The sequence below is a fragment of the Nostoc sp. JL33 genome (assembly GCF_017114985.1).
Classification (GTDB): Bacteria; Cyanobacteriota; Cyanobacteriia; order Cyanobacteriales; family Nostocaceae; genus Nostoc.
In genome coordinates, this window is the sequence record NZ_JABXKP010000007.1 from 99,907 (window position 1) to 122,808 (window position 22,902).

Genomic DNA, 22,902 nt, shown 5'->3' on the forward strand with positions numbered 1-22,902 from the left:
AATCAGCAATCCAAAATCTAAAATCTAAAATCTAAAATTCAATCACCAAGAAGTCAAAAAATTCCACCCTTCCTTTTCTTCCAGTGTATTTCCTTCTTTTTCTTCCGCTTCTTCTGGTGTCTTTAAATTTTTCAGTTGAATTACATTCTCATATTCTCCTGAATCAACCCATTTTAATAACTCGCCAGCCCGCATAACTACCCAGGAAAGTCCAGGTTCTGTATAGCTTAATATTTTCGTAACCTTATCAACAGGATCAAAGCTATTGGATGCAAACTCACGGGCTTGAACAAGGAAATCTTCAATTACAGCAGTAGTCAAATACTCATCTGGCAAACCTGCGAGTTTCATCAGTGTAGTAGTTGCTACGTCAATATCCTGACAAGCCAGCATTGCAGCCCGATCAGCAGTGAACCTAGCCATCATTCGCCAATTATATAAAGCCAGTTCCATACCACTAGCTACCAAGCCACCAACCCCCAGTGTGGTACTGTTCAACAAATTTTTCAAACTTGGCATAACAATTGCCATTTGGTGATAAACCATGTGCTGACTCTTGATGCGAGCGACTTCGTGTCCGAAAACGTAAAGTAACTCATCTGCGCCAAGCCACTCCATTGCATCTAAATTTATACCAACAAGGGGTTTTTCTACCCCAACAATGTAGGTTTCAATGTGGCCTGTGCCTCGAAACAGACACAGTTCAGGAAGTGGAGCAACATCAAGAATTTGGCAGGTTTCTACAAATGCTTCATGCAATTGGGGAAAATTACGGGGCGAAATTCTAATTTCACTACCAAGGCTTTGCAGCCTGAGTAAGCGATCGATGCCGTATTCATTAACTTTTTTGAGTAGCAAGGAGACACCGGGCATATTTTGCAAAGAAGCCAAGGCTTTGCGATCGAAGGGGTGTTCGTAGGCTTCTGAACTCAGTCCAGTTAAAATTTTTCTCGTCATTAGTTTTGAGTTTTGTCTTGGAGTGTTTGGGAAGTTCAGTTTCAGTAGGAACGGCTTGTGCTTTCACTACGCCTGTGGCTATGGGTTAATAAACAAACCGCAAGTAACGCGCTTGCTATTGAGTTTTTTGAACAGTGTAAATTGTATCTGCCCAACAACTGAATTAGTCCCCATAACCGACAATTACCAAGACGAGCCAAGAGCGATCTAGAGAGAGATTTTACCAGATTGAACTAGAAAAACATATTTGGTTCAGGTTAAAGTCTAGGCATTTTTTACCATCTTGTCCAGATAGAATATACAGTAGGGGCGCACAGCTAGCTGTGCGCCCCTCGGAAATTTAGAAATTTATCTATGCAAATTATTTATTGGCTATTACTTGCTGTAATGCTTGTAGGTATCATTGGTGCTGTAGTTCCTGCCATTCCTGGTAGCAGCTTAATTTTAATTGCAATTATCGTCTGGGGAATCGTTAGTAGTTCCTTTGCGGCTATCAAAATTCCCCTAATTGTGACAATTATAGTTTTACTGCTCAGTGTCGGAGTAGATTTTTTAGCAAGTTATGTAGGAGCAAAACAAGCTGGAGCTAGCAAGTGGGGGCAAATTGGCGCAATTGTCGGTTTGGTCGTGGGATTTTTGGGATTATTGCCAACGTTGCCTTTTGGAGGCCCACTGTTAGGAATTTTACTAGGGCCGCTTTTGGGAGCAATTATTGGTGAGTATATTTACCGACGTGAATTTGGGTTAGCGGTTAAGGCGGGTATAGGAATTATAGTCGGGTCTTTGGTTGGAAATTTGATTCAAGGCTTGTTAGCGATCGCCGCAGTTGTAGTTTTCGTTGTGACAACTTGGCCACAGGTATTTGCCTCTTAATCTGACAGATTTGAGAACAGCCGTAATACGTAGCAGTTATAGCGTTTCTTAATAAGAGTGACGTACCGCTTTACCTCACCCCTAACCCCTCTTTGTGAGTTCAAGAGGGGTTAGAGGCGAGGTTTTGATATCTACTTCATGCACCTGGGAACCCCTATAGCGATCGCCAACAATTTAAACCCGATGAAATGAAATATATACGAAGCGCAGATATGTAGGCAATTAAAATTTCATGAAGGAAAGTAATGCGTTAAAGATGTGATGAAGACCACTAAGTAAATATTGCAGGCTCTAAATCTATGTGATTTTATGGAGATAAGAAATACATCACGCAAGTTTCGCTTTCACTGACAGTATTTTCTATAAATTACTGAGATTAAAAGTAAAGCAATTGCTCTGATTTAAAATTATTCCTAGGAGCCTCAAACAACAATGATTGGTTTTAAATCTACATTACTAAATGCAACTTTAGCCATTACTGCTGCAATTCCTTTAGCTGCTACTGGGTTGTTTACATCTGTTGGTTCAGCTCAAGCTGCTGCACTCAATGGTAGTTTTAATTACGGTGGTGCTGGGTTTCCTGCTACTACAGTTACAGTGTCAAATACATCCTTACAATTTACCCCTAACCCTGGTTTAGCTTCCCTAGCATTACAAACTGGAAGTTTTACAGCATTTGACGCAGCTCACATATTCAACGTTACTAACCCCTTAACATCGAGTTCTCTTTTTCTTGACTTAGGTGTATTTGCAACCTCTGGTACTTTAGGAGATGGAGCAAATACATTTAGTTTAACGTCTTTGGGTACCCCAACATTCACAACACAGAACGCAGGAACAGATATAAATTTGAATTACGTTGGATTCTTTGATGATGGATCGGGTAACAAAACCAATGGAACCGGATATATCACTTTTTCTACTCAAGATACTAATGCAGAAAATGACTACACATCTGGTAAAACATTCAAAGCCACTTTTACTGGTCTTGCAGTAACTTCCGTTCCCGAACCAGCTGCATTATTAGGCTTAGGTGCAGTAGGTGCAGTCATGGCCATGTCTCGCCGCCGTAAGAGTTTCGTTCAATAGACTTATCCTAAATATCATCAAGTTACTTTTAGCAACTAAAAGTAACTTGAATTTATCTATTCGACTGGCTGGAATGCAAAATTTACCAACCAGGTCGAATTTTTTAGTATCAGATAAATCTATATTAAAGGTGAATTTTCTTAACCTTAGATAGACTTAAACTGATTGCAAAGAATTTTTGGCTTCAGTTGCGATCGCTTCTACTTCATCATTAGCCAAAGTTTCTAATATAGATTTGGCTTCTGGATTACGCAAACGAGCCAAGGCTTGTACAAGTCTGTAACGAATTTGCCAATCTGGATTGGTAGCATAGGGAGCCAATAAGGGAACTGCTTGTGCATCTCCCAAGTCACCCAAAGAACTAATAGCAGCAGTTTGGACTAATTCGTTTTCTGACGAGAGTGCCTCTTTGAGTAGTTCAAAGGCTCGTGGATCGCCCAACTCTCCTAATGTAGCAATGATACTGAATTGTATTAGCCATTCATCGGTTGTATGATAAAGCTGCTGCAAATCTTCAAAAGCTTCACGTAACTTCAGGGCACCCAAACAGTCTGCTGCTGCTGCTTGGACATCTACTTCGGAGTCATGAAGCAAGCGATCGCGCAAGATATCCAAGGATAACTGTAAATCCTGCGTTCCGAGTGTATCCATTTGACTCACTGCTGAGTAACGGACACGGGAATTGTGATCGCCAATGGCAGTTTGAATCAATTCAAAGCCGATCGCAGGTTCCAGTTGGCGAATTTGATTTACTGCACGTAAGCGATCGCCTAAATCCTCAGAACTGAGCAATTGCTTAACAGACTCCGAAGTAATACTCATTTAGTTATCCTTGATTTTCAAAGGTATAAAAAAGACAGACGTGATTAATCGCGTCTCTATTTTTGGCTTTTGTACAGACGCGATTAATCGCGTCTCTATTTTTGACTAATCTTGACTTGCTGCCATTGCCCGAATAATATCACCACGAGTGAGGATACCAATTACTTGACCCGTACTGTCAAGTACTGGCAAGCGGTGAACGCTGCGATCGTGCATGATTGTGGCTGCTTCCTTTAAAGTTTTATCAGGGGAAATACTAATCGGGTTTTTACTCATCACCTCCCCAACGGTTTGCCCTAGTGCCTTGTGCAAGTCACGATCATATGTAGCAGGATTTTGTAAATAGATAACGCTATCAAGAAACATAATGTACGCAGGTGGAGTAACACCAGTTTCTTGCCACATCAAATCGGTTTCTGAGATAATGCCCACTAATTTACCGACATCATCCACAACAGGTAATCCGCTGATGTGGCGTTCTGCGAGAATTTGGATAGCTTCCTTCAGTGGAGTTTCCGCCCGGACGACAATAGGATCGCGGCTCATTACATCGGTAACGGTTTTAGGCATTTATTTGCTGACACCTTAAATCAAAGTCCCTGCGCCTATTGTAGGAAATTGCGGGACTCAACCTGATGCAATTAATAGATTGTTACGGGATTGGGCATTTGTCAAAAGTCATTGGTTATTTCCCCCCTATCTCCCAATACGGTTCGGATAAGGTTTTTTGATGACACGCCGCTAATCGCAAAGACGCGATCGCCGTCTTTACAATAATCAGTTCTTTGTAGAGACGGCGATTTATCGCGTCTCTTGCCTTAACCGAACCGTATTGCCTCATCTCCCTCATTTCCCTCATCTCCCTGTGTCTTTCCTACTCCCCAGTCCCTTTTTAAGGCAGCAATAATTTGAGTATTTGCTTTAGGAAAAGTAAACTGCTCCAGTTCTTCCAAAGTTACCCAGCGAATTTCATCGGATTCCAAAGGTTGGGGAACACCTGTAAGATGACGGCAATGATGTACTGTGAGGGTAACGCGTAAGTCTGTATAGGTGTGGTCAATAGTAATCAGATGCTCTCCCACTTCAATTACAATTCCCAGTTCTTCGGAAATTTCCCGTTGAATACACTCGGTGATAGTTTCACCAGGCTCAATTTTACCACCAGGAAATTCCCACAAACCACCCATCATTCCTTCTGGACGACGGCGATCGATTAAAATTTGCTTTTGGTCATTCCAAATTACTGCAACACCAATGATTTTATGGGGTAGGAAAGAACTGGTTTTACTCATTGTGAATTTGGGAAATCGAGAGTAGGGGAAAAATTCCTGACTTTTGAATCTTGACTAATAACAAAACTCGGCAGACTGGTTTTAACTCTGCCGAGTTTGTATTTATTGGGAAGGTCGTCTACCGCTCTTAGTTTATCCACAAATGTGTATTAATCATTTAGAAATATGCCTTTAGTTAAACTAATTACCAAATTAGATGAGTTCACAGATAACCAAATCCAAAAACTCCGCGTTACTCTAGGCTAACTTCCGCGTTCCTACCCTGCGGGAAGGCGTTCGCGTAGCGTCTCGTAGAGAAGTACCTATGCGTTTAGATTTCAACCTGAATTTTTCAGTATTTTGGATTTTTTAAAAAGATTGACCTGATGTATGATTTGGAATTAGAGGCAAAGATTTCGCAGAGGCTTATTTGAAATTCCTATCGCCCTGACTGTGACTAGCTATCAGACCAACAATATAGGATAGGATTTCCTAAATTTTATATTTCTAGTCAACTTCGCTGTTGTTGGTTTCATCTCCTTGTAGGGCGATTTCAAAATTCATTCTCTGTTCAGCGTTACGCAAGAAATAGCCACTAATCATAGCAGAGGCTAAAAGGCGACCCAGATTTTCCCGATTTGTAGTTACAGTAACACCAAAATGTTCTGAAGGTAGATTTCCCAACAGTCCGGTAATATTACGTTCCATCACCTGAAAGACTTCGGTAGACGTAGGTTTGGATAGCTGCGTAACTGTCTCTGGACTCAAGGATTTAACGTACTGCCATAATAAATCGCTAGTTTCTGATTCGCTATTAAAAAATTCTGAGACACGATTGGATGGGTTATTCATGTTTTAGATCCTTAACTACCACTACTGGCTGCGGTGCTTGTGATTTGAATATTAAATGCCTGTTTTGGATTTGACTTAGCTAGCTCTTTGGTCTTCCTGTCAACTAATGTAACAACCTAGCCCAAGAGTGGAAGTAGGTGTAACCGTACCAAAGTCAGCGTATTTTCTCACCCCAATAAATATACTTAGGAGTGAGGAGTTTTTAATTAACTCCTCACTCCTAACTCTTAACTCCTAACTTTCCTTTAACTTGCCAAATATTCATCCATGCTGGCTTTAGACTTGCGAAGTTTGGTTAAGGCTTCCCGCTCAATTTGCCGGACTCGTTCCCGACTGATGTTCAGTATTTCACCAATTCTAGCCAGAGTCAGGGCTTGCCCATCAGTTAAGCCAAAGCGCAGCGTGATCACTTCCCTTTGTTGTGGCGTAAGATCGCCCATCAGGCGATCTAAGTCATAAGATAGAGAAGATTGCATGACAAACTCTTCTGGAGATGCTCCTGGATCTTCCAGCATTTCTCCAAGTTCGGTGTCGTAATTATCACCCAGCCGCAAATCCAAGGAAAGGGGCAAACGCGCCTTTTCTAGATACTCTCGTACTTGTTTGGGGGTCAATTCTAATTCTTCAGCTAGCTCACCAGCTGTCGGAGCGCGTCCCAACTTTTGAGACAATTGGCGCTGTGCCTTTTTAATCTTATTTAATTTTTCGGTTATATGGATAGGCAGTCGAATGGTACGAGCTTTTTCGGCTATGGCACGAGTGATTGCTTGCCGAATCCACCAATAGGCATAGGTAGAAAACCTGTAGCCTTTGGTGGGGTCAAACTTTTCCACGCCCCGTTGCATACCAATACTACCTTCTTGGATCAAGTCCAGTAAATCGACGTTGCGCTTTATGTACTTTTTGGCAACGGACACTACCAGCCGCAAATTGGCTTCTACCATCTTGCGCTTGGCAATTTCACCATCAGCGATCACTTCGTTCAACTCTGCTGGTTCTAGTTTTGTCGCTTTAGCCCACTCTTCTAAAGTCGGTTGACGATCTAACTGGCTAACAAGACATTCTCTTGATTGATGCAAAGCACAGGAACGTTGCACCTGTTTACCATAGAAAATCTCTTCCTCGTGGGTTAAGAGTGGCACACGGCCAATCTCACGCAGGTAAGTCCGCACGAGGTCTGTGGCTGTCTGAGCGGTCTTCATGGCGCTACTCTTTGGTAATGATGGGTTTGGCGGTAGGGTCATTAAGGGATAGATGCTTTGTTAGGGTGCTACCCAGTCTGACTGGGAACCCATGCTATGGTTTGCAACTTACGCGCCCGATCAACTCGTCGGCTGCTCATAATAATCAAATTTGGGCTACTAACTGCTAAAAATTACAGTTATTTCCTACTTTTTACAAGTATCTACAGTTAGATAAAAGGTAGCTTCTTAAACATTTTTCTATGGGAACCTTATTAACAATTGTAACATTTATGAGAATGTTTTGGCTAGATGGCGACGTTAAATTTCCTGGCTGTTCCAGTTCATGCAATGTCGCCCATTTTCTCAAGGCTGACTAGAAGTCAATTTAAGAAATTATCTGGTTTCAATAATTTTCCTCATATTTGTTAAAGTATCTCAATGAGAACTATAGTCATTCTCTTATAACAATTCTTTAATTTTTCTTGGGCATGGGGCATAGGGCGTAGGGCATTGAAAAGAGGCTCCAGGGGCGGGGTGCTGCTCTTGCTGAGGGAAAAACTCTTCTCCCTTGCTCCCTGTGCTCCCTGCTCCCTCATCTGCCTTGTCCCCACTCCCCACTCCCTACTCCCTACTCCTTACTGACGATCGCGCAGTAATCTTGGATGGCTTTTACGTCCAAAGTCGTATTTTGTAAGGAACGGATGGCGGCAACGGTAGCTTTTGCACCCGCGATCGTAGTAATAATCGGAATTTTGTAACCTAAAGCTGTGCGACGGATTAACCTAGCATCAGTCTGAGCTTCTTCCCCTGAAGGTGTGTTGATAATAAGTTGGATTTTCTGGTTTTTGATTGCATCGAGGACGTGGGGACGACCTTCATGGAGTTTTAACACCAACTCAATATTTAACCCGTGTTCGAGAAGAACTCGGCGTGTACCAAGTGTAGCCATCACTTTAAAGCCCAAATCGATAAATTCCTTCACCACAGCACCCGCAGCAGGTTTATCGCGATCGCTCATTGATACAAATACAGTTCCCGTCAGTGGTAAATGCTCCCCAGCACCCATTTCCGCTTTGGCAAAGGCACGCCCAAAGTCGCTGTCAATCCCCATCACCTCACCAGTAGAGCGCATTTCTGGGCCTAATATTGTATCAGTTCCAGGGAATTTATTAAAGGGTAATACAGCTTCTTTTACAGCAATGTGGGTTGGAATAACTTCCTCGGTGAAGTGTAGCTCCTCTAAGGTTTTGCCTGACATAATTAAGGATGCTAGTTTCGCCAACTGTACGCCCGTTGCCTTAGAAACAAAGGGGACTGTGCGGGAGGCGCGGGGGTTGGCTTCCAGAATGTAAACTTGGGGAGAATAGCTGCTTGCGCCGACAACGGCAAATTGAATATTCATCAATCCCACGACTGACAGCGCTTGTGCTAGCTGCACCGTCCAAGTGCGAATTTGATTGAGAACTGCTGGTGATAGGGAAATGGAAGGTAAGGAACAAGCGGAATCTCCTGAGTGAATTCCGGCTTGTTCGATGTGTTCCATGATGCCACCAATCACCACCCGTCCTGTATGATCAGCGATCGCATCTACATCAACTTCGATCGCATTTTCCAAAAACTTATCAATCAAAATCGGATGTTCTGGTTCCACTAGTACCGCAAAGGTCATGTAGCGTTCCAACTCAGTATCGGAATAAACGATTTCCATCGCCCGTCCCCCCAACACATAGCTGGGACGCACCACCACCGGATAGCCAATGCGTTTGGCGACAATCAGCGCATCTTCGTAAGTCCGAGCGATACCGTTAGGCGGTTGGGAAATATTCAACTGTTGAAGAATCTTTTCAAACCGCTCCCGGTTTTCTGCCATGTCAATAGAATCTGGTGATGTACCCCAGATTTTAGTGATCAGTCCTGATGTGTCATTGTTAAGAAACTCTTGTAAAGGAATAGCCAACTTTAGCGGTGTTTGTCCGCCAAACTGGATGATCACCCCGACGGGATTTTCAGTTTCGATGATGTTAAGAACATCTTCTTTTGTTAAAGGCTCAAAGTAAAGGCGATCGCTGGTATCGTAGTCTGTCGAAACTGTCTCTGGGTTGGAGTTGACCATAATCGTCTCATACCCCGCTCCCTTCAAGGCATAGGCGGCGTGACAACAACAATAATCAAACTCAATTCCCTGCCCAATGCGGTTGGGGCCACCACCCAAAATCAATACTTTTGGCTTGGTTGTTGGCAAAACCTCTGTTTCTTCTTCGTAGGTAGAATAGTAGTAAGGGGTAAATGCTTCAAACTCAGCCGCGCAGGTATCCACGGTTTTGTAAACTGGGATGATTCCTAGTGACTTGCGGTAAGCGCGAACTTCATCTTCGGTGGTTTTGGTGGCATAGGCAATCTGGCGATCGCTATATCCGTCCCGCTTCACTTCATAAAGTTGCTCTTTTGTCAATTGCTGTAAGGGTGTCCGTTTCAGGAATTTTTCGACATCTAGCAGTTGCTGCAATTTATCCAGGAACCATCGGTCAATACCAGTGAGTTCATAGATTTCCTCAATGGTTATTCCTTGCTGCAAGGCATGACGCACGGCGAAAATGCGATCGGGGTTAGGTGTCCGCAATTGGGCGCGAATTTGTTCGCCACTGGGTAATTTCTCAGCTTTGTCGCAACCCCAACCAGCGCGTCCTGTTTCTAGCGATCGCAGCGCTTTTTGAAAGGATTCGTTGAATGTCCGCCCAATTGCCATTGCTTCCCCGACTGACTTCATTTGGGTTGTGAGCACTGGTTCTGAACCAGGAAACTTTTCAAAGGCGAAGCGGGGAATTTTTGTCACCACATAGTCAATTGTCGGCTCAAAGGACGCGGGAGTTTTCTTGGTGATGTCATTTTGAATTTCATCCAGGGTGTAGCCCACAGCCAATTTTGCGGCAATTTTAGCGATCGGGAAACCCGTGGCTTTGGAAGATAAAGCCGAACTGCGGGAAACGCGGGGGTTCATCTCAATTACAACCACATCCCCATTAACCGGATTGACGGCAAATTGAATATTAGAACCGCCAGTTTCCACGCCGATCTCGCGGATGATTTTAATTGCCATATCCCGCAGCCTTTGATATTCTTTATCAGTGAGGGTTTGCGCGGGAGCGACGGTAATCGAGTCGCCAGTGTGGATACCCATAGGGTCAAGGTTTTCGATGGAGCAGATAATCACCACGTTATCTGCCAAATCACGCATCACTTCGAGTTCATATTCTTTCCAGCCGAGTAAAGACTGGTCAATGAGAATTTGCGAAACAGGGCTAGCATCTATACCTACCTGTGCCATTTCTTCAAATTCTTCTTGGTTGTAGGCAATACCGCCGCCACTTCCACCCATTGTGAAAGCTGGACGAATAATCAGGGGATAAGTACCAATTTGGCGGGCAACAGCTTTGGCTTCTTCCAAAGATTCGGCTGTGTCGCTAGGACACACAGCTATTCCGATTTTTGCCATTGCCTGACCAAAAAGTTTTCTGTCTTCGGCTTTTTCGATCGCTGGTAGTTTAGCGCCGATTAACTCAACGCCGTACTTTTCCAACACCCCATTTTTGGCTAAAGCAACGGCGAGGTTGAGGGCGGTTTGTCCTCCCATCGTCGGTAGTAGAGCGTCAGGGCGTTCTTTTTCAATGACTTTTTCGACCAATTCCGGTGTCAGAGGCTCAATGTAAGTGCGATCTGCCGTTTCCGGGTCGGTCATAATCGTTGCAGGGTTGGAGTTGACCAAAACCACTTCATAGCCTTCTTCTCGCAGCGCTTTGCAGGCTTGAGTGCCAGAGTAGTCAAACTCACAGGCTTGTCCGATCACAATTGGACCAGAGCCTAACAGGAGAATCTTCCGGAGGTCGTCACGGCGGGGCATAGTCGTTGCCTTGGAGTACGAGAATACAAATCAAATCCTGATTATTTTAAGGGTCTTTACCCCCTCTGGTGCTTTTTATTATTAAGATTTTCTAAGTTTGATGACACAGAGGGGAGTCGGGAGTGGGGAGTGGGGGATGAGGGGGATGAGGGAGATGAGGGAGATGAGGGAGACAAGGAGAATAACCAATGCCCAATGCCCAATGCCCAATGCCCAATACCTAACGATGATTTTGTATTTCTAATTTTATTTAATTGTCATGCTTAAATTTATTAAGCTTTTGCGAATCTTTATTCTTTAAGCTGATGACACCTGGCAACAAATGGTAATTTATTTTGGCATATATCTATCCTGATTATTCAGCACAAATAAATTTCTTAATTAAGAATGTTTATTAACTAGCTAATTGCTAAATATTTTCAATGTTAAATATTATGTAAATATGTTTACTTAGATTAAAAATGGCAGAGAAATAGGGATACCATTCTCTGCCATTTTTTATATTATTTTAAGAGTTAGTGCTGCCAACTTTTTCTTTGAGTCTAGGTAGACAAATCTAGATTATCAGAGCTTTAGCTTTGAGCAGCTTGAACAAACGCTAAGGTTAAGCTGTCTTTGGCGAGGAAGTGAGACAAATGATAAGCACGTTCCTCAGTTTTCAACAAAATCTTTTCGTAGAGATAGCGTGTGCCCCTATCCCCCAAACTCTCTGCCTGAGCAGCTTGGCGGCGAATTACGCCAATAATGGCTTGTTCTGCGGCTAGGTCATTTTCTACCATTTGGCGAGAGGAATATACGCCTTCAGATTCTTGCTCAAAAACAGTTAATTCTGCTAGCTTACTGAAAGTGGCTACTGGCACACCACCTAGTCCATCCAAGCGTTCCCCAATTTCATGAACGTGCTCTTGTACTTGGTTGTAGCTTTCGTTAAAAAACTCATGCAGAGAGTAAAATTCTGAGCCTTCAACTACAAAATGATGCTTTTGGTACTGTAAGTATAGTGCCTGGAAACTAGCTAATAAGACGTTAAATCCTTCTGTAACTGGAGCAGTGACGCTGTGATCCAGCAAGACGGGATTGTCATATACATGACCAAAATTCCGTAACAAAGTTTGCGTTTCAGACATTGTTCTCCTCGCTTTTTAGCAGTTATAGATTTTAACTGCTTATTCCTTACATATTAACATTTTAATAATTAAGAGCAAGTCGATTCGCCATCACAAGATTTTGTATTTTTGCTTACTAAAAATCTCAAGTTTATTGTTTGCAACTTGATGAGCGTGCCATCAAGTTGCATGTATTTATTATTATTGACATTCAAACTTAAGTGTGCGTAATTCCCTAGAGAGTCGGGAGATGCGGAAGACAGAGTAGAATTTTTTCCCTTACCTCTCACCCTGCGGTTCGTTAAAGCTACATCTGCCCCTTCCCTACAAACGCGAATAGCGGACGCGTAAGGGACAATGCGTGAATGCGTGAATTGATTTCTCCCTCATGGGATGACTGCAAGAATTTAATTTTTTTTTCCAAAATTAATGATAATTATTTGCACTTAATGTATGCTAGTGTTAACAGGCTAAACTCCTAAGACTTTCAAAAAGCAGGGAGTTAAATCGTAGTAGTTACTGCAAGTTTGTTGCACTTTGAGGGCAATTCGCTTGAAATCGTTTAGTTCAGAAATAGAAATAAAGCACCTTGTAGAGGTGAATTGGGCAGACCGGTGGCAAGTCTATCAACGCCTAAAGGAGTTAGACATTCCCTGTAGTTGTGCGGCTAACCAGCCATTGAAAGTTGAAATTGGCAATCCTATTGCGGCTGTTCAACTTTGGAGTGTGATACGGCAATTTACAGCCTTCCGTCAAGACCAGATTTTGACTCTTGAACGCTGCTGGTATAGTCGTTAGCAATAGTTATAATCTGTGGCTACTGCTAAGAATCTCTCGCTTGATAGCTTGTACTAGTTAAAAGGAGGTCAAAAAAATGGGTGTATTTCAGAGTACAGAAGTATCAGAATTTTGCCTTGAAGGCAGGTTTATAAATTTTGTTATTAAAGATGGCTATAAGCTTAAAGGCTTACTGCTGGGGACTCATGAGGGTGAGTCTTACATTAAATTAGCTAAACATTTACGGGCTACTTTTGACTTGCGCTTACCACCAGGGACTTGGTTACAAGTTGTTGGTTACAAAAAACATGATTTGAAGAACGGCACAGTTACACTGAAAGCTGAACGTGTAATGGCGGCGCGTTCTGAGATGGGGAGAGTTGAAACGATCGCCCCAGTACAAGAACCCCCATCTATTGATAATGTCAAGGTAAAACCAGCTAAGACTAAAGCCACGATTTTGGTGTGTCAAAAGTCTGATTGCATGAAACGCGGTGGTAAAGCGGTTTGTCAGGCGTTGGAGGCTGCTTTAAGCGATCGCGGTTTAGAAGACCAAGTTACAATCAAGGGCACTGGTTGTATGAAGAACTGTAAAGCTGGGCCTAACCTAGTAATGCCAGATAAAACGCGCCATAGCCGAATTCAAGCTTCACAAGTCCCGGCGCTAATGAAGCAGCATTTTGGTAACAAGAGTCTAGAAGCGCAGCCTGAGAATTTAAGGCAAGCAGCGATACCTAATAGCAAGTTTTGCGGAAATAAGTAGTGAAATATTGACATTTTAATGAGAAAGTTTAATAATATCTTTTCAAGTGTGTTCCCTTAATACTCGGCCGTAAGCTTTGATAAAAGTTTGCAACAAAATCAAAAAACTGGCTTTAACTAAGGCCAGTTTTTTGAATTAATAGGGTTTCTATTGAGCAATTTTTAATCGGGATGCTTCGATAATTTGTAAAGATTCAAGGGAACGTGGTTGATTGGTGAGTAGGGAGACGCACTGAGGCTTGTCGTTAGACATCGCTTACAGTGAAAGCGTTAATCATCAATCGTTTAAAAACAAATGCCACATATCCCTGATTGGATATACATCGTTTTTTTTCCACTTATCACGATAGTCATGATTTTTCTATTCCGTCATGACTGGAATCGTCTCGCTAAACTCTACCGCACCCAAGAAGCGCCGCCACTAAACTTCTGCCGAATGAACACCGGTTCTGTGGGTTTGGTGTACTACAAAGGAACTTTAAATGTTGGTATAAATCCTCAAGGGATTTATTTGAGTATTTTCCCCTTGTTTAGCTTGGGACTTACGCCGTTGTTGATTCCCTGGAGTGCCATTAGGAAAATTGAACCTGCTAACCAACTATTTATTGAGCGTTTTCGTTTGTATCTTAGTTCTCCAAAAGTCAGCCTGATTTTAAGGAAAGATATTTTGGAACCAGCTAAAGAATTTTTAGTTATACAAGGGTTTGAGTGGATTTAGACCTGACTTTTCACGGTATCTGGAAAACCTCTCTTCTTCATCTCTCTCCTAAAAAGAGGAGCGACTGCTACAGGTGCGGTTTCCCGACTTGGAAATTGCGCGTCTCACGAGAGGGAGAAGCATGTGGCGTCAGAGACTTTGAATTTTCCCCCTTAGAGCGTCCTATACACGGTAGCGGCACAGCACTACGCAATGCAGTTTGTGATTACAAGGGCGATGAGCGCTCAGTTGAGCTACAGATGTTTTGGTGTAGAGGTAACAAATGCCGTTTATCGCCCGTAACAATGTGAGTTAGTCATTGCGATCGCTTGTCTGCGGCACCCTGTTCGCCTTCGTCGTTCCTCCTCTCTACGAACGCGAATAGCGTGTCGCAGACAGACCGGAGGCGAACGCAATGACAGATATTACATTTAATTATGCTTGCCTACTAAGCAATTGTGATTAGTCGTAGATGAAATTTATTTAGGGTAGGACTTACACATTGACAAGAAATACCAAATAGGAATCAAGGTTAAAAACCATATCATGCTGTAGGGGCACAGCATGATCTATTTACGTAGTTTACCGCCGTAGGCATCGCAGGATAATTAAGAAAAGCCTGAAAACTTCCTCAATAGAATTTATTGCACATCACGATGCATTTGTACAGTGCGTAAGCCCTATAGGGGAGTTAGCAAAGCTCGGCAGTCGAGAAAAATATGACGCAGCTTTGGCGAAAGTACCAGATATTGAACCGGAATTTTATGATCAATTACCCACAGCCTAACAACGTAGTACACCACGGCGTAAATAGAGCAACCATTTAAAATCCATAAAAAGCCTATTCCATAATACTTTTGAATGCGTGACTTCCGCCGTGCGGTAGTAAGCTGAAAAACATCTAAATTGCATAACCTAATTAAACCTAACTCTTGTGGGGTGGGCATCTTGCCCGCCCTAATGGGAGCAAGTTAAATGTGGAACACCTTAGTGCAGGGTTTTTACCTTCATTCCCAACTTTTGCAAATACTTGACAAAAGTTAGGAATGAAGTGATGCCTGCGGTTCTTGCTAGCCTAGCAATGCAGCTTGTGATCCAAAGTTTCCTATTAATAGCTTTTTGCGTCTTTTTGGAATTCAGACGAAGTGGGAATTAATTAGTGTTACAGATATTGTTTTATGTCTATACTTTGCCGTCAGATTTGAAGTTTCCATAAAGTTATAGTCAATAGCTTGCATCTATAAACCATATTCTAATAGATTAATTTTGTCTGTAATCTGCACCACTAGGAAATATTTTTTAGCTTATTTAAATCTAAATAAGTAGGTAGGCACGATAAAACCAATATGTGTTTAGTTTTGAAAAAACGGTGAAATAACTAATTTGCAAGGTATCTGCCGAATTTATATTTCCTTATATATTTGGAAATTTCCTCGCTCACTTACTTAGCTGTTTATTCCATACCTGGAAAATATACATGGCAAGTGCTAATTAACTTCTTTGAGGGAAAAACCAAACCATTCATGACCAGAATTATTAGACGAATAGCATTAAAGCTTGCAGCACTTCCAAGGGTATTGAAGCAAAGACAACTGCGGCAACTGTTGAAGATTGCTGGCAGTCTTTTTGTTGCTCTTGTTGTTGTGATATATGCGTTACAAGTGAGGGCGCAAACCATATCCTCATCTTCTGTTTGCGCTCTACCGCCTGTGGGAAGCATTGTCAAAAACCCACCAGAAATCCGCAATCCTGATGCCGCTCATCCGGCAAACTTTACGGTTGTCAACATTGCCCCTAAGCAAAACTGCTATGTTGCCAATGGTAACTTGCAAGCACCAACGCTGAGGATGAGTCCAGGTAACGCAAACTTAGTAGTGAGATTGACTAACCAATTACCAGGTCAAGCAAAAGGAATACAAGACCAAAACTGTCAGCGCCAATATCCTGGAGGAATGGCACCCCCAAATTCAACCAACCTGCATTTTCATGGCTTGAGTATATCTTCAAAATGCCATCAGGACGAAGTTGTGCGGACGGTGGTTGAGCCGAAACAGACTTTCCAGTACAATGTCAGTATTCCACAGGGAGAGCCACCGGGATTATATTGGTATCACCCACACGTCCACATGCAGAGTCAAGCTCAAGTGCTGAGTGGATTAACAGGTGCGATTATTATTGAAGGCATCGGGAAGTATAACAAGCAAGCTGCTCAACTTCCAGAACGGGTGTTTGTGTTGCGTGATACGCAGCTATTAAAATATTTTGACTATCAGCAACCAGCGAGGGATATTTCCATCAACTCAGTTCCAATTAGGTATAAAGGTGGGGGTATTTACGATCCGCCAGCGATCATTCAAATGAAACCCAATGAACAACAGTTTTGGCGTGTGGCTAATACTGCGGCGGATACCTTCTTTGACTTGCAACTGCAATACAATAGCATTGCTCAACCGCTTCAATTAGTATCGATGGATGGTGTTCCTATCAATGCTAATAGTCAGTTGCAGAACCAGACTAAATCGGTCTACCACATTCTTGTACCCCCAGCCGGAAGGGCAGAGTTCATGATCAAAGGCCCGCAAGCGTCGGTCGCGGATGCCAAGTTTTTGACGCTCAAATATAACACAGGGGCACAAAATTATAATAACCCACAACGAACGATCGCTAGAATTCAGACGCAAGCGGCATCATCTGCTTCAGCCTCAAATCCTGAGTTAAGGGTTGACTTAACCAAGGTATCGGGCGATCGCTTTTCTGGAATAAATCAGAACAAGCCTGTAAAACAGCGCAAGCTCTACTTCTCTCAAACAGCTGCTGGTGTAGAACCAGAGCAGTATTACATCACAGTAGAGCCAAATAAGCCTAAAGTTTATGATCCAAACTTCAAGACTCCCGATATCACGGTTCAGGAGGGAACGACTGAGGATTGGATCGTGGAAAACCGAAGTTTGGTAATCCATACTTTCCATATCCACCAAATCCACTTCCTCGTCTTGAACAGTTCCGATGCGAGTGAAATCGGGATGATGCGCGACACAATCAATGTACCTATTTGGAACGGGAACCCAAACACCCCGTTTCCCAGCGTGAAACTGCGAATGGATTTCCGAGGCGTTCAGAATGGTACAAGTATTGCAGGTACTTTTGTTTACCACTGCCATATCTTGGAACACGAAGACAAGGGTATGATGGCATCTATTGAAGTCAAGAGGAAGTAACGCGAAAATAGTCAGATCGTCGTCAAATGAGCAGGCTCATATCTTGCACCAGGCGACTGGAAGTCGCGGCTACACAGCCAAAACCCGCCTGCGCGGGTTGAAAACCCTAATTTTGCATTAGTCCGCGTAGGCGGACTTTGTTTGTATAGCCAAGCCAGTGCGGTCTTGGGGGTTTCCCCCATGAGCAACTGGCGTGCGATTTCTAATCGCCAGGGCTAGGTGCAAGATATGAGCAGGGGTAATTTTTACGTGTAACCTTGATTTAAGGGACTGACAAATAAAAAAACATCCCAAATTTTGTAGTGGGATGGGTGTCCCCACCCGTCCCATATTCAGGGCGGGCAGGATGCCCACCCCACAAGATGGATAATTTATTTCTTGGAAATCCCTAAGCTCAATGTTGACCTTCTGAGGTTCGATGTTGACCTTCTGAGGTTCGATGTTGACCTTCTGAGGTTCGATGTTGACCTTCTGAGGTTCGATGTTGACCTTCTGAGGTTCGATGTTGACCTTCTGAGGTTCGATGTTGACCTTCTGAGGCTCGATGTTGACCTTCTGAGGCTCAAAAATGCTTTGGCGATTAGAAATCGCGGCTACACAAACAAAACCTGCCTTCGCAGGTTACAAAAATCTTGGGATACAAAACGCGAAAAGGGCATAACATTGTTATGCCCCTACAAATTGCGTATATTTTACTAAATTTACAACTGCTGTAATCGCCTACTTTAGACTTTAGCTAACTGGGACTTCGGGTTGCTTTTTCTTAGAACGGCGGTTAAACCTGCGTCCCATCTCATCAATAACTGCATCTAAACCTGTGACATCACCGCTAGCTTTGGCATAGCTATAAATTGCTAATGCTGCGGCATACGCTTCGCTAGCAGCAGCTATACAGGTATCATCTACTAGTTCTTGCAGTTGTGTTAGAGACAAAAGCACCGGATATAAGTCCTCAAATATCCCTAAATCTCGGCGCATCTCTTCCAAATCAAAAGAACGAGGCAAAAAATTAGGGTTTTGTGTCGCAACTTCTAAAGCTTTGCTGACAAAAGCTCGACTTTTATCTCCCATCTTCAACATTTTTCGCCGGTCTTCAGGGGTCAAATCAATCAAAAATGGTAACTTTTCTCTAATTGTAGCGATCGCCTGCATGACTGCTTCCTTGTCTGCTGGGGCTAAGTTGGCACTGATACGATTTTCTGCCATTTTTAATACTACTTTAGGATACTTGTATTCAGTATTCCCAAAATTGTAGAGGCGATGTCTACGACGGGCTACGCCTACGCTATTGTTGATAGATAATTAACGCAAGTTTGATAAACCTCTCCCTGCTTTAAACTAAAAATCAACTATCTCGACGATGAAGTGATAAAAGTGTTTAGTATAAACTAATGAAACTGAATGCAGAAATCAATGCGTAAACAAATCATCGAATATACATCTTCACTAGATGCGCTGATTGCCCTTAGCAAACAGTTAAATACCTATGAAATAAAGTACCAAATGAATTCAGAAGATTTTTTTGCCAAATATAGCCAAGGAGAAACTTCTGACGATGAAGTGTTTGTCGAATGGGCAGGAAACTATCAACATTATCTAGCTCTACACCAAGATATAAAGAGCAAACTCAAAGATAGCGATCGCATTTATCAGAGGGGAACACTCAAAAATACTTGCAATTGCCAATTCCCAACTCTGCTGCTGAAGTTCTAATTTTTCAAGTCATGATAACTCAAGCTTCTGTTTCCAGTAAAAGCGCTCGATAACCTGCTTGGACAAAGTGTTGATCGGCTGTTGCTGCAATGATTAAGCCCTGATCTTGCATGACAATAAACGAAATACAATCAGTTAGTCCCCAAGTTTTGTCTAGACGGGACTGATAGAGCTGTAAAGCACGGTTGAGGAGTTCTGTGTCTACACTCACAACACACATATTTGATGTTTGATAGCACTGCTGGATAAATCGGATCGCTGCTGTGCGATTAAAAGCACTCAAAGCATTACCAACTTCAATTAAAACAGCTTCAGTTAACCATACTTCTACGGCGCTTTGGACACGCGGTAGCAGCGTTCTAGCCTTGATATGGTATTGATCGCGTGCATTTAGTAACGCTTGGATAAAAACAGTGTCTAAAAATATTCGCTCACCTGTCATGTGTTAATTTCAGGCTGATGTTTTGGTGTGCCATACAGGTAATGGTCATGTTGACTTGCCCAATCTTCGGGTGCATCAACTGTTCCCGTTAAATCTTCTAATACATCCCACACATCAGCCGCTTTAGTTTCAGATGAGTTAATATCCTCAGAAACGATAGTAATTACGTAGCGCTTGTTTGGCTCTAAATCAAGTGGTATATCTGGTCGCAAAACAGAACCATCAAATATAACTGTTAAGATTTTGCTCATTGATACCTTCCTTCTAACCGCTAATTACTGCGATCGCATCAATTTCTACTAAGACATCTTTAGGTAAGCGCGATACCTGAACACAAGCCCGCGCTGGGGCTGTATCTTCCGGGAAATATTTAGCATAAACGGCATTCACCGCCGCGAAATCATTCATATCAGCTAAAAATACAGTGGTCTTCACTACATCTTGGAAAGTCGCACCAGATGCTGTGAGGATGGCTTGAAGATTAGCTATTACCTGCTCAGTTTGCTTTTTGACATCATCAGTGTAGACGACATCACCAAGGCGGGGATCGATGGCAATTTGTCCAGCGACGAATACAAATTGACCTGAAGCTGCGATCGCTTGATTATAAGGGCCGACTGGAGCGGGTGCGTTCTCAGTATTAATTACTTTACGAGTCATAGATATTACTTTCTCTAACGATGTTTCCTGTTTACCGATTTCCGCTTCAGGAGCAATCGGCTTGTAGACTTCTCCATCTGGCATTATTGCACGACTGAAGTCAGCATCCTCAATTAGCCATCCATAAGTAGTAGCATCAGTCAAGTCTGCTCTGGTCAAATTTGTTTCCTTCAAATTTGCCTTTCTCAAATCTGCTCCTTGCAGAACTGCTCTCTCCAGATTTGCCCTTTGGAGAGAAGATTGTCTGAGGTTTGCCTGTGTGAGATTGGCTCCAGCCAGATCAGTTCCAGCCAAATTTAAGCCTGATAGATTAAAATTCTTTAAATTTACTGCTTGCAGTTTAGCATCCTGTAGATTTGCCTTTTGAAAGTTTACGCCCTGTAAGTTAGCTCGACTCAAATCTGCTCCTACTAGGGAAACTCCACTAAAGTCTACATTACTGAGTGTTGAATTACTCAAATCTGCTCCTACCAAGGACACTTCTCTTAGTTTTGCATTACTCAAATTTGCATTACTTAAATTTGCCTTGTCTAAGTTAGCGTGACTCAAGTTTGCACTACCTAGATTTGCTTCACTTAAGTTAACACTGCTTAAGTTTGCGCCACTAAAGTTTGCTGACGGCTGTTGCAGTTCCCGCTTCCACCAAATTTCTTTACCATTTACTTTACTGAAATTTGCGGCTGTCAGACATGCCTTACTAAAATCGGTTCCGTTAATTATTGCCTCTGTCAGGTTTGCCTTACTTAAATCTGCACCTTTAAAATTTGCACCAATCAGGTCGGTATTCGATAAGTCTATTTCAATTAGGTCTGTATTTCTGAGGTCTACATTTGCCAGTACTGCTCCCTGAAAGTTCCGTTGTCCTGCGGCGTATTTCTCCAAAAGTTCCTTAGCATCCATAATGCACCTTTGAATACCACTGACACAGTATAATCACAAAAACTTTGTGTCACAGGTATTCTTCTTCCCTCTTCCTTCGCGCCCTTCGCGCCTTCGCGGTTCGTCCCTCTACCCCAACCTCGGACGTATCCCATAATGCCGTCAGGTCTGCATCTCGATCGCACTCGTATAATACTATTACGACAGACTGCAAAATATCGATGAATATTAAAGAACTATTACTCCAAGAAATTGAATCATCCTCAGATGTTCTACTAGCCCAAACGCTAGATTTTTTGCGTTTTCTCAAAACCAAACCAGGAACCGAGGAAATATCTGTTGACCTGTCAACGGAAAAAAATGATGATACTTCCAGTCATGAAACAAAACCGGAAATACAGGAAGCAACACCAATTATTAGAGGCTCTAAAGCAGAAGACTTGCTAAAATTTGCCGGAACCTGGCAAGGGGAAGATTTTGAGGAGTGCTTGCAACTTGTTTACAAAACTCGTTCCCCGGCTGAATTTTAGTGATGTACCTCTTAGACACCAATCATTGTAGCCGGATCATTTTCGGAGAAACAAACATCATTCGTCGGTTACAAGAACACATCGGCTTAGGAGTTGCAACTAGCGTGATTGTGCAAGGTGAACTCCTTTACATGGTGCAAAAGTCTTCTCAACAAGAAGCAAATCTTCGCTTTGTCAGAACTTTTCTGCAAACCATTGACCTTTATCCCATTAGTGGAGGGGTTGCCGATGTTTACGGTAGCCTCAAAGGGGAAATTGTCGAACATTTTGGCCCCAAAGATAAAGCAAAGCGTAGAAAGTTTACAGTTCAAGAATTAGGTTTTAGTGATAACGACTTGTGGATAGCATCAACTGCTCTGCACTATAACCTCACCGTCGTCTCAGGAGACAGCGATTTTCAAAGGATACAACAAGTACAAACCTTAGTCTTAGAATCTTGGCTTTGACATCCTCCCAACACCAACCTATTTCTACAGAACGTTTACACAAACTGTATGTTGGGGAATTCCAGATATTCCTCTCCCCTCTTCTCTCTGCGCCCTTCGCGCCTTCGCGGTTCGTTCCTCCTACCCCAACCTCGGACGTATCCCATAATGCCGATATCGCCAATAATCGCGCAAAATGCGATCGTGGTCAAAACATAAATTATTAGGCACTCGCCAATACTCAAAAACTCCTACACCCTTAGCATCATCCCCAGCCTTTGGTTCACCCGTAGCTGTCGCCAAAAACACAATGCTAATCGTATGCTGACGCGGATCGCGATTGGGGTCAGAATACACCAGTAATTGTTCAACTAACTCCACCTGCAAACCCGTTTCTTCCTGGGCTTCTCGCCGCGCCGCCACTTCCACAGCTTCCCCATAATCCACAAAACCACCAGGAATAGCCCAACCTAAGGGTAGATTCTGTCTTTCAATTAACACTATTGGCCGATGAGGTCGATCTACTAATTCAATGATGATATCAACTGTCGGTGTAGGATTTCGGTAAGCCATGCAATTTTGGATTTTAGATTTTAGATTTTGGATTAATTAGGGATTGGGAATTGGACATTGGGCATTTGTTATTCCCCTTGCCCCCCCACTCTCGACTCTTCACTCCCCGCTACCTACTACCGGCAGCTTTCAAAGCTGAACGTAGCATGATAAATTCAATGCGATTGGCTTTGC

Annotated in this window: 25 protein-coding genes; 11 read left to right on the forward strand and 14 right to left on the reverse strand. The window is 42.8% G+C overall.

The features are described 5' to 3' along the window. Positions 1-42: 42 nt before the first annotated feature. Positions 43-957 (reverse strand): M48 family metallopeptidase, encoded by a 915-nt coding sequence (locus HWQ23_RS00635; RefSeq protein ID WP_292822845.1) that lies wholly within the window; start codon positions 955-957, stop codon positions 43-45. Between the two features lie 354 nt (positions 958-1,311). Between HWQ23_RS00635 and HWQ23_RS00640 the strand changes: the two genes are divergently transcribed. Both HWQ23_RS00640 and HWQ23_RS00645 read left to right on the forward strand, forming a co-directional pair. Next, positions 1,312-1,830 (forward strand): DUF456 domain-containing protein, encoded by a 519-nt coding sequence (locus tag HWQ23_RS00640; protein ID WP_292822846.1) that lies wholly within the window; start codon positions 1,312-1,314, stop codon positions 1,828-1,830. 432 nt (positions 1,831-2,262) lie between these two features. Next, positions 2,263-2,919, forward strand: a complete 657-nt coding sequence (locus tag HWQ23_RS00645) for a PEP-CTERM sorting domain-containing protein (RefSeq protein ID WP_292822847.1) — start codon at positions 2,263-2,265, stop codon at positions 2,917-2,919. A gap of 156 nt (positions 2,920-3,075) precedes the next feature. On the opposite strand, the gene nblB is transcribed toward HWQ23_RS00645, so the two are convergent. The 6 genes from nblB to carB form a co-directional block, all read right to left on the reverse strand. Beyond that, on the reverse strand, positions 3,076-3,741 hold the full coding sequence (nblB, locus tag HWQ23_RS00650; RefSeq protein ID WP_292822848.1) for a phycobilisome degradation protein NblB: 666 nt from the start codon (positions 3,739-3,741) through the stop codon (positions 3,076-3,078). 105 nt (positions 3,742-3,846) lie between these two features. Continuing rightward, positions 3,847-4,311 carry a CBS domain-containing protein gene (locus HWQ23_RS00655; protein ID WP_292822849.1) on the reverse strand — a complete coding sequence of 155 codons (465 nt, stop codon included), beginning with the start codon at positions 4,309-4,311 and terminating at the stop codon, positions 3,847-3,849. A gap of 248 nt (positions 4,312-4,559) precedes the next feature. Further along, positions 4,560-5,033 (reverse strand): 8-oxo-dGTP diphosphatase MutT, encoded by a 474-nt coding sequence (gene mutT / locus HWQ23_RS00660; RefSeq protein WP_292822850.1) that lies wholly within the window; start codon positions 5,031-5,033, stop codon positions 4,560-4,562. A 486-nt stretch (positions 5,034-5,519) separates the two neighbouring features. After that, a complete protein-coding gene (locus tag HWQ23_RS00665; RefSeq protein ID WP_292822851.1) occupies positions 5,520-5,864 on the reverse strand; it encodes a DUF760 domain-containing protein in 345 nt (114 codons plus the stop codon). Between the two features lie 245 nt (positions 5,865-6,109). Beyond that, the gene (locus tag HWQ23_RS00670; RefSeq protein WP_292822852.1) at positions 6,110-7,066 is read right to left on the reverse strand and encodes an RNA polymerase sigma factor, RpoD/SigA family; all 957 of its coding nucleotides are present in this window, start codon (positions 7,064-7,066) and stop codon (positions 6,110-6,112) included. A 610-nt stretch (positions 7,067-7,676) separates the two neighbouring features. Continuing rightward, positions 7,677-10,946, reverse strand: coding sequence for a carbamoyl-phosphate synthase large subunit (gene carB / locus HWQ23_RS00675; RefSeq protein WP_292822853.1), 3,270 nt, complete (start codon positions 10,944-10,946; stop codon positions 7,677-7,679). Positions 10,947-11,075: 129 nt separating this feature from the next. On the opposite strand from carB, the gene HWQ23_RS00680 reads away from it, so the two are divergent. After that, complete coding sequence (locus HWQ23_RS00680; protein WP_292822854.1) at positions 11,076-11,213, forward strand: hypothetical protein; 138 nt, start codon at positions 11,076-11,078, stop codon at positions 11,211-11,213. A 305-nt stretch (positions 11,214-11,518) separates the two neighbouring features. Here HWQ23_RS00680 and dpsA read toward each other — a convergent pair whose 3' ends face one another. Beyond that, complete coding sequence (gene dpsA / locus HWQ23_RS00685) at positions 11,519-12,073, reverse strand: DNA starvation/stress protection protein DpsA (RefSeq protein ID WP_292822855.1); 555 nt, start codon at positions 12,071-12,073, stop codon at positions 11,519-11,521. A 531-nt stretch (positions 12,074-12,604) separates the two neighbouring features. On the opposite strand from dpsA, the gene HWQ23_RS00690 reads away from it, so the two are divergent. The 3 genes from HWQ23_RS00690 to HWQ23_RS00700 all read left to right on the forward strand — a co-directional run bounded on the left by HWQ23_RS00690 (position 12,605) and on the right by HWQ23_RS00700 (position 14,309). Beyond that, positions 12,605-12,850 carry an Asr1405/Asl0597 family protein gene (locus HWQ23_RS00690; protein ID WP_292822856.1) on the forward strand — a complete coding sequence of 82 codons (246 nt, stop codon included), beginning with the start codon at positions 12,605-12,607 and terminating at the stop codon, positions 12,848-12,850. Positions 12,851-12,926: 76 nt separating this feature from the next. Continuing rightward, on the forward strand, positions 12,927-13,592 hold the full coding sequence (locus HWQ23_RS00695) for a (2Fe-2S) ferredoxin domain-containing protein (protein ID WP_292822857.1): 666 nt from the start codon (positions 12,927-12,929) through the stop codon (positions 13,590-13,592). A gap of 351 nt (positions 13,593-13,943) precedes the next feature. Further along, a complete protein-coding gene (locus HWQ23_RS00700; protein ID WP_292822858.1) occupies positions 13,944-14,309 on the forward strand; it encodes a hypothetical protein in 366 nt (121 codons plus the stop codon). Positions 14,310-14,968: 659 nt separating this feature from the next. Here HWQ23_RS00700 and HWQ23_RS00705 read toward each other — a convergent pair. Further along, positions 14,969-15,235, reverse strand: coding sequence for a hypothetical protein (locus HWQ23_RS00705; protein ID WP_292822859.1), 267 nt, complete (start codon positions 15,233-15,235; stop codon positions 14,969-14,971). A 474-nt stretch (positions 15,236-15,709) separates the two neighbouring features. Here HWQ23_RS00705 and HWQ23_RS00710 point away from each other — a divergent pair, with 474 nt between their 5' ends. Both HWQ23_RS00710 and HWQ23_RS00715 read left to right on the forward strand, forming a co-directional pair. Beyond that, entirely contained in the window at positions 15,710-17,506 is a 1,797-nt protein-coding gene (locus HWQ23_RS00710; RefSeq protein WP_292822860.1) for a multicopper oxidase family protein, read from the forward strand. Positions 17,507-17,884: 378 nt separating this feature from the next. After that, a complete protein-coding gene (locus tag HWQ23_RS00715) occupies positions 17,885-18,205 on the forward strand; it encodes a hypothetical protein (protein WP_292822861.1) in 321 nt (106 codons plus the stop codon). A 33-nt stretch (positions 18,206-18,238) separates the two neighbouring features. Here HWQ23_RS00715 and HWQ23_RS00720 read toward each other — a convergent pair whose 3' ends face one another. Next, positions 18,239-18,712, reverse strand: coding sequence for a hypothetical protein (locus tag HWQ23_RS00720; RefSeq protein ID WP_292822862.1), 474 nt, complete (start codon positions 18,710-18,712; stop codon positions 18,239-18,241). 207 nt (positions 18,713-18,919) lie between these two features. On the opposite strand from HWQ23_RS00720, the gene tumA reads away from it, so the two are divergent. Continuing rightward, positions 18,920-19,219 carry an antitoxin TumA gene (gene tumA / locus HWQ23_RS00725; RefSeq protein ID WP_292822923.1) on the forward strand — a complete coding sequence of 100 codons (300 nt, stop codon included), beginning with the start codon at positions 18,920-18,922 and terminating at the stop codon, positions 19,217-19,219. 19 nt (positions 19,220-19,238) lie between these two features. On the opposite strand, the gene HWQ23_RS00730 is transcribed toward tumA, so the two are convergent. Genes HWQ23_RS00730 through HWQ23_RS00740 form a run of 3 tightly spaced genes read right to left on the reverse strand, consistent with a single transcriptional unit; the run spans position 19,239 to position 21,221 of the window. Further along, positions 19,239-19,661: a type II toxin-antitoxin system VapC family toxin gene (locus HWQ23_RS00730; protein WP_292822863.1), complete on the reverse strand. Its 423-nt coding sequence runs from the start codon at positions 19,659-19,661 to the stop codon at positions 19,239-19,241. Next, positions 19,658-19,912 carry a hypothetical protein gene (locus HWQ23_RS00735; protein ID WP_292822864.1) on the reverse strand — a complete coding sequence of 85 codons (255 nt, stop codon included), beginning with the start codon at positions 19,910-19,912 and terminating at the stop codon, positions 19,658-19,660. The genes HWQ23_RS00730 and HWQ23_RS00735 overlap by 4 nt, the downstream gene beginning before the upstream one ends. 13 nt (positions 19,913-19,925) lie before the next feature. Beyond that, entirely contained in the window at positions 19,926-21,221 is a 1,296-nt protein-coding gene (locus HWQ23_RS00740; RefSeq protein ID WP_292822865.1) for a Rid family detoxifying hydrolase, read from the reverse strand. A 200-nt stretch (positions 21,222-21,421) separates the two neighbouring features. Here HWQ23_RS00740 and HWQ23_RS00745 point away from each other — a divergent pair, with 200 nt between their 5' ends. Together HWQ23_RS00745 and HWQ23_RS00750 are read left to right on the forward strand one after the other, a co-directional pair. After that, positions 21,422-21,730, forward strand: coding sequence for a hypothetical protein (locus tag HWQ23_RS00745; RefSeq protein ID WP_292822866.1), 309 nt, complete (start codon positions 21,422-21,424; stop codon positions 21,728-21,730). 2 nt (positions 21,731-21,732) lie between these two features. Continuing rightward, positions 21,733-22,176, forward strand: a complete 444-nt coding sequence (locus tag HWQ23_RS00750) for a type II toxin-antitoxin system VapC family toxin (protein WP_292822867.1) — start codon at positions 21,733-21,735, stop codon at positions 22,174-22,176. Positions 22,177-22,296: 120 nt separating this feature from the next. Here the strand turns inward: HWQ23_RS00750 and HWQ23_RS00755 are convergent, their stop codons facing one another. Further along, positions 22,297-22,728: an NUDIX domain-containing protein gene (locus tag HWQ23_RS00755; RefSeq protein WP_292822868.1), complete on the reverse strand. Its 432-nt coding sequence runs from the start codon at positions 22,726-22,728 to the stop codon at positions 22,297-22,299. Positions 22,729-22,902: the final 174 nt, after the last annotated feature.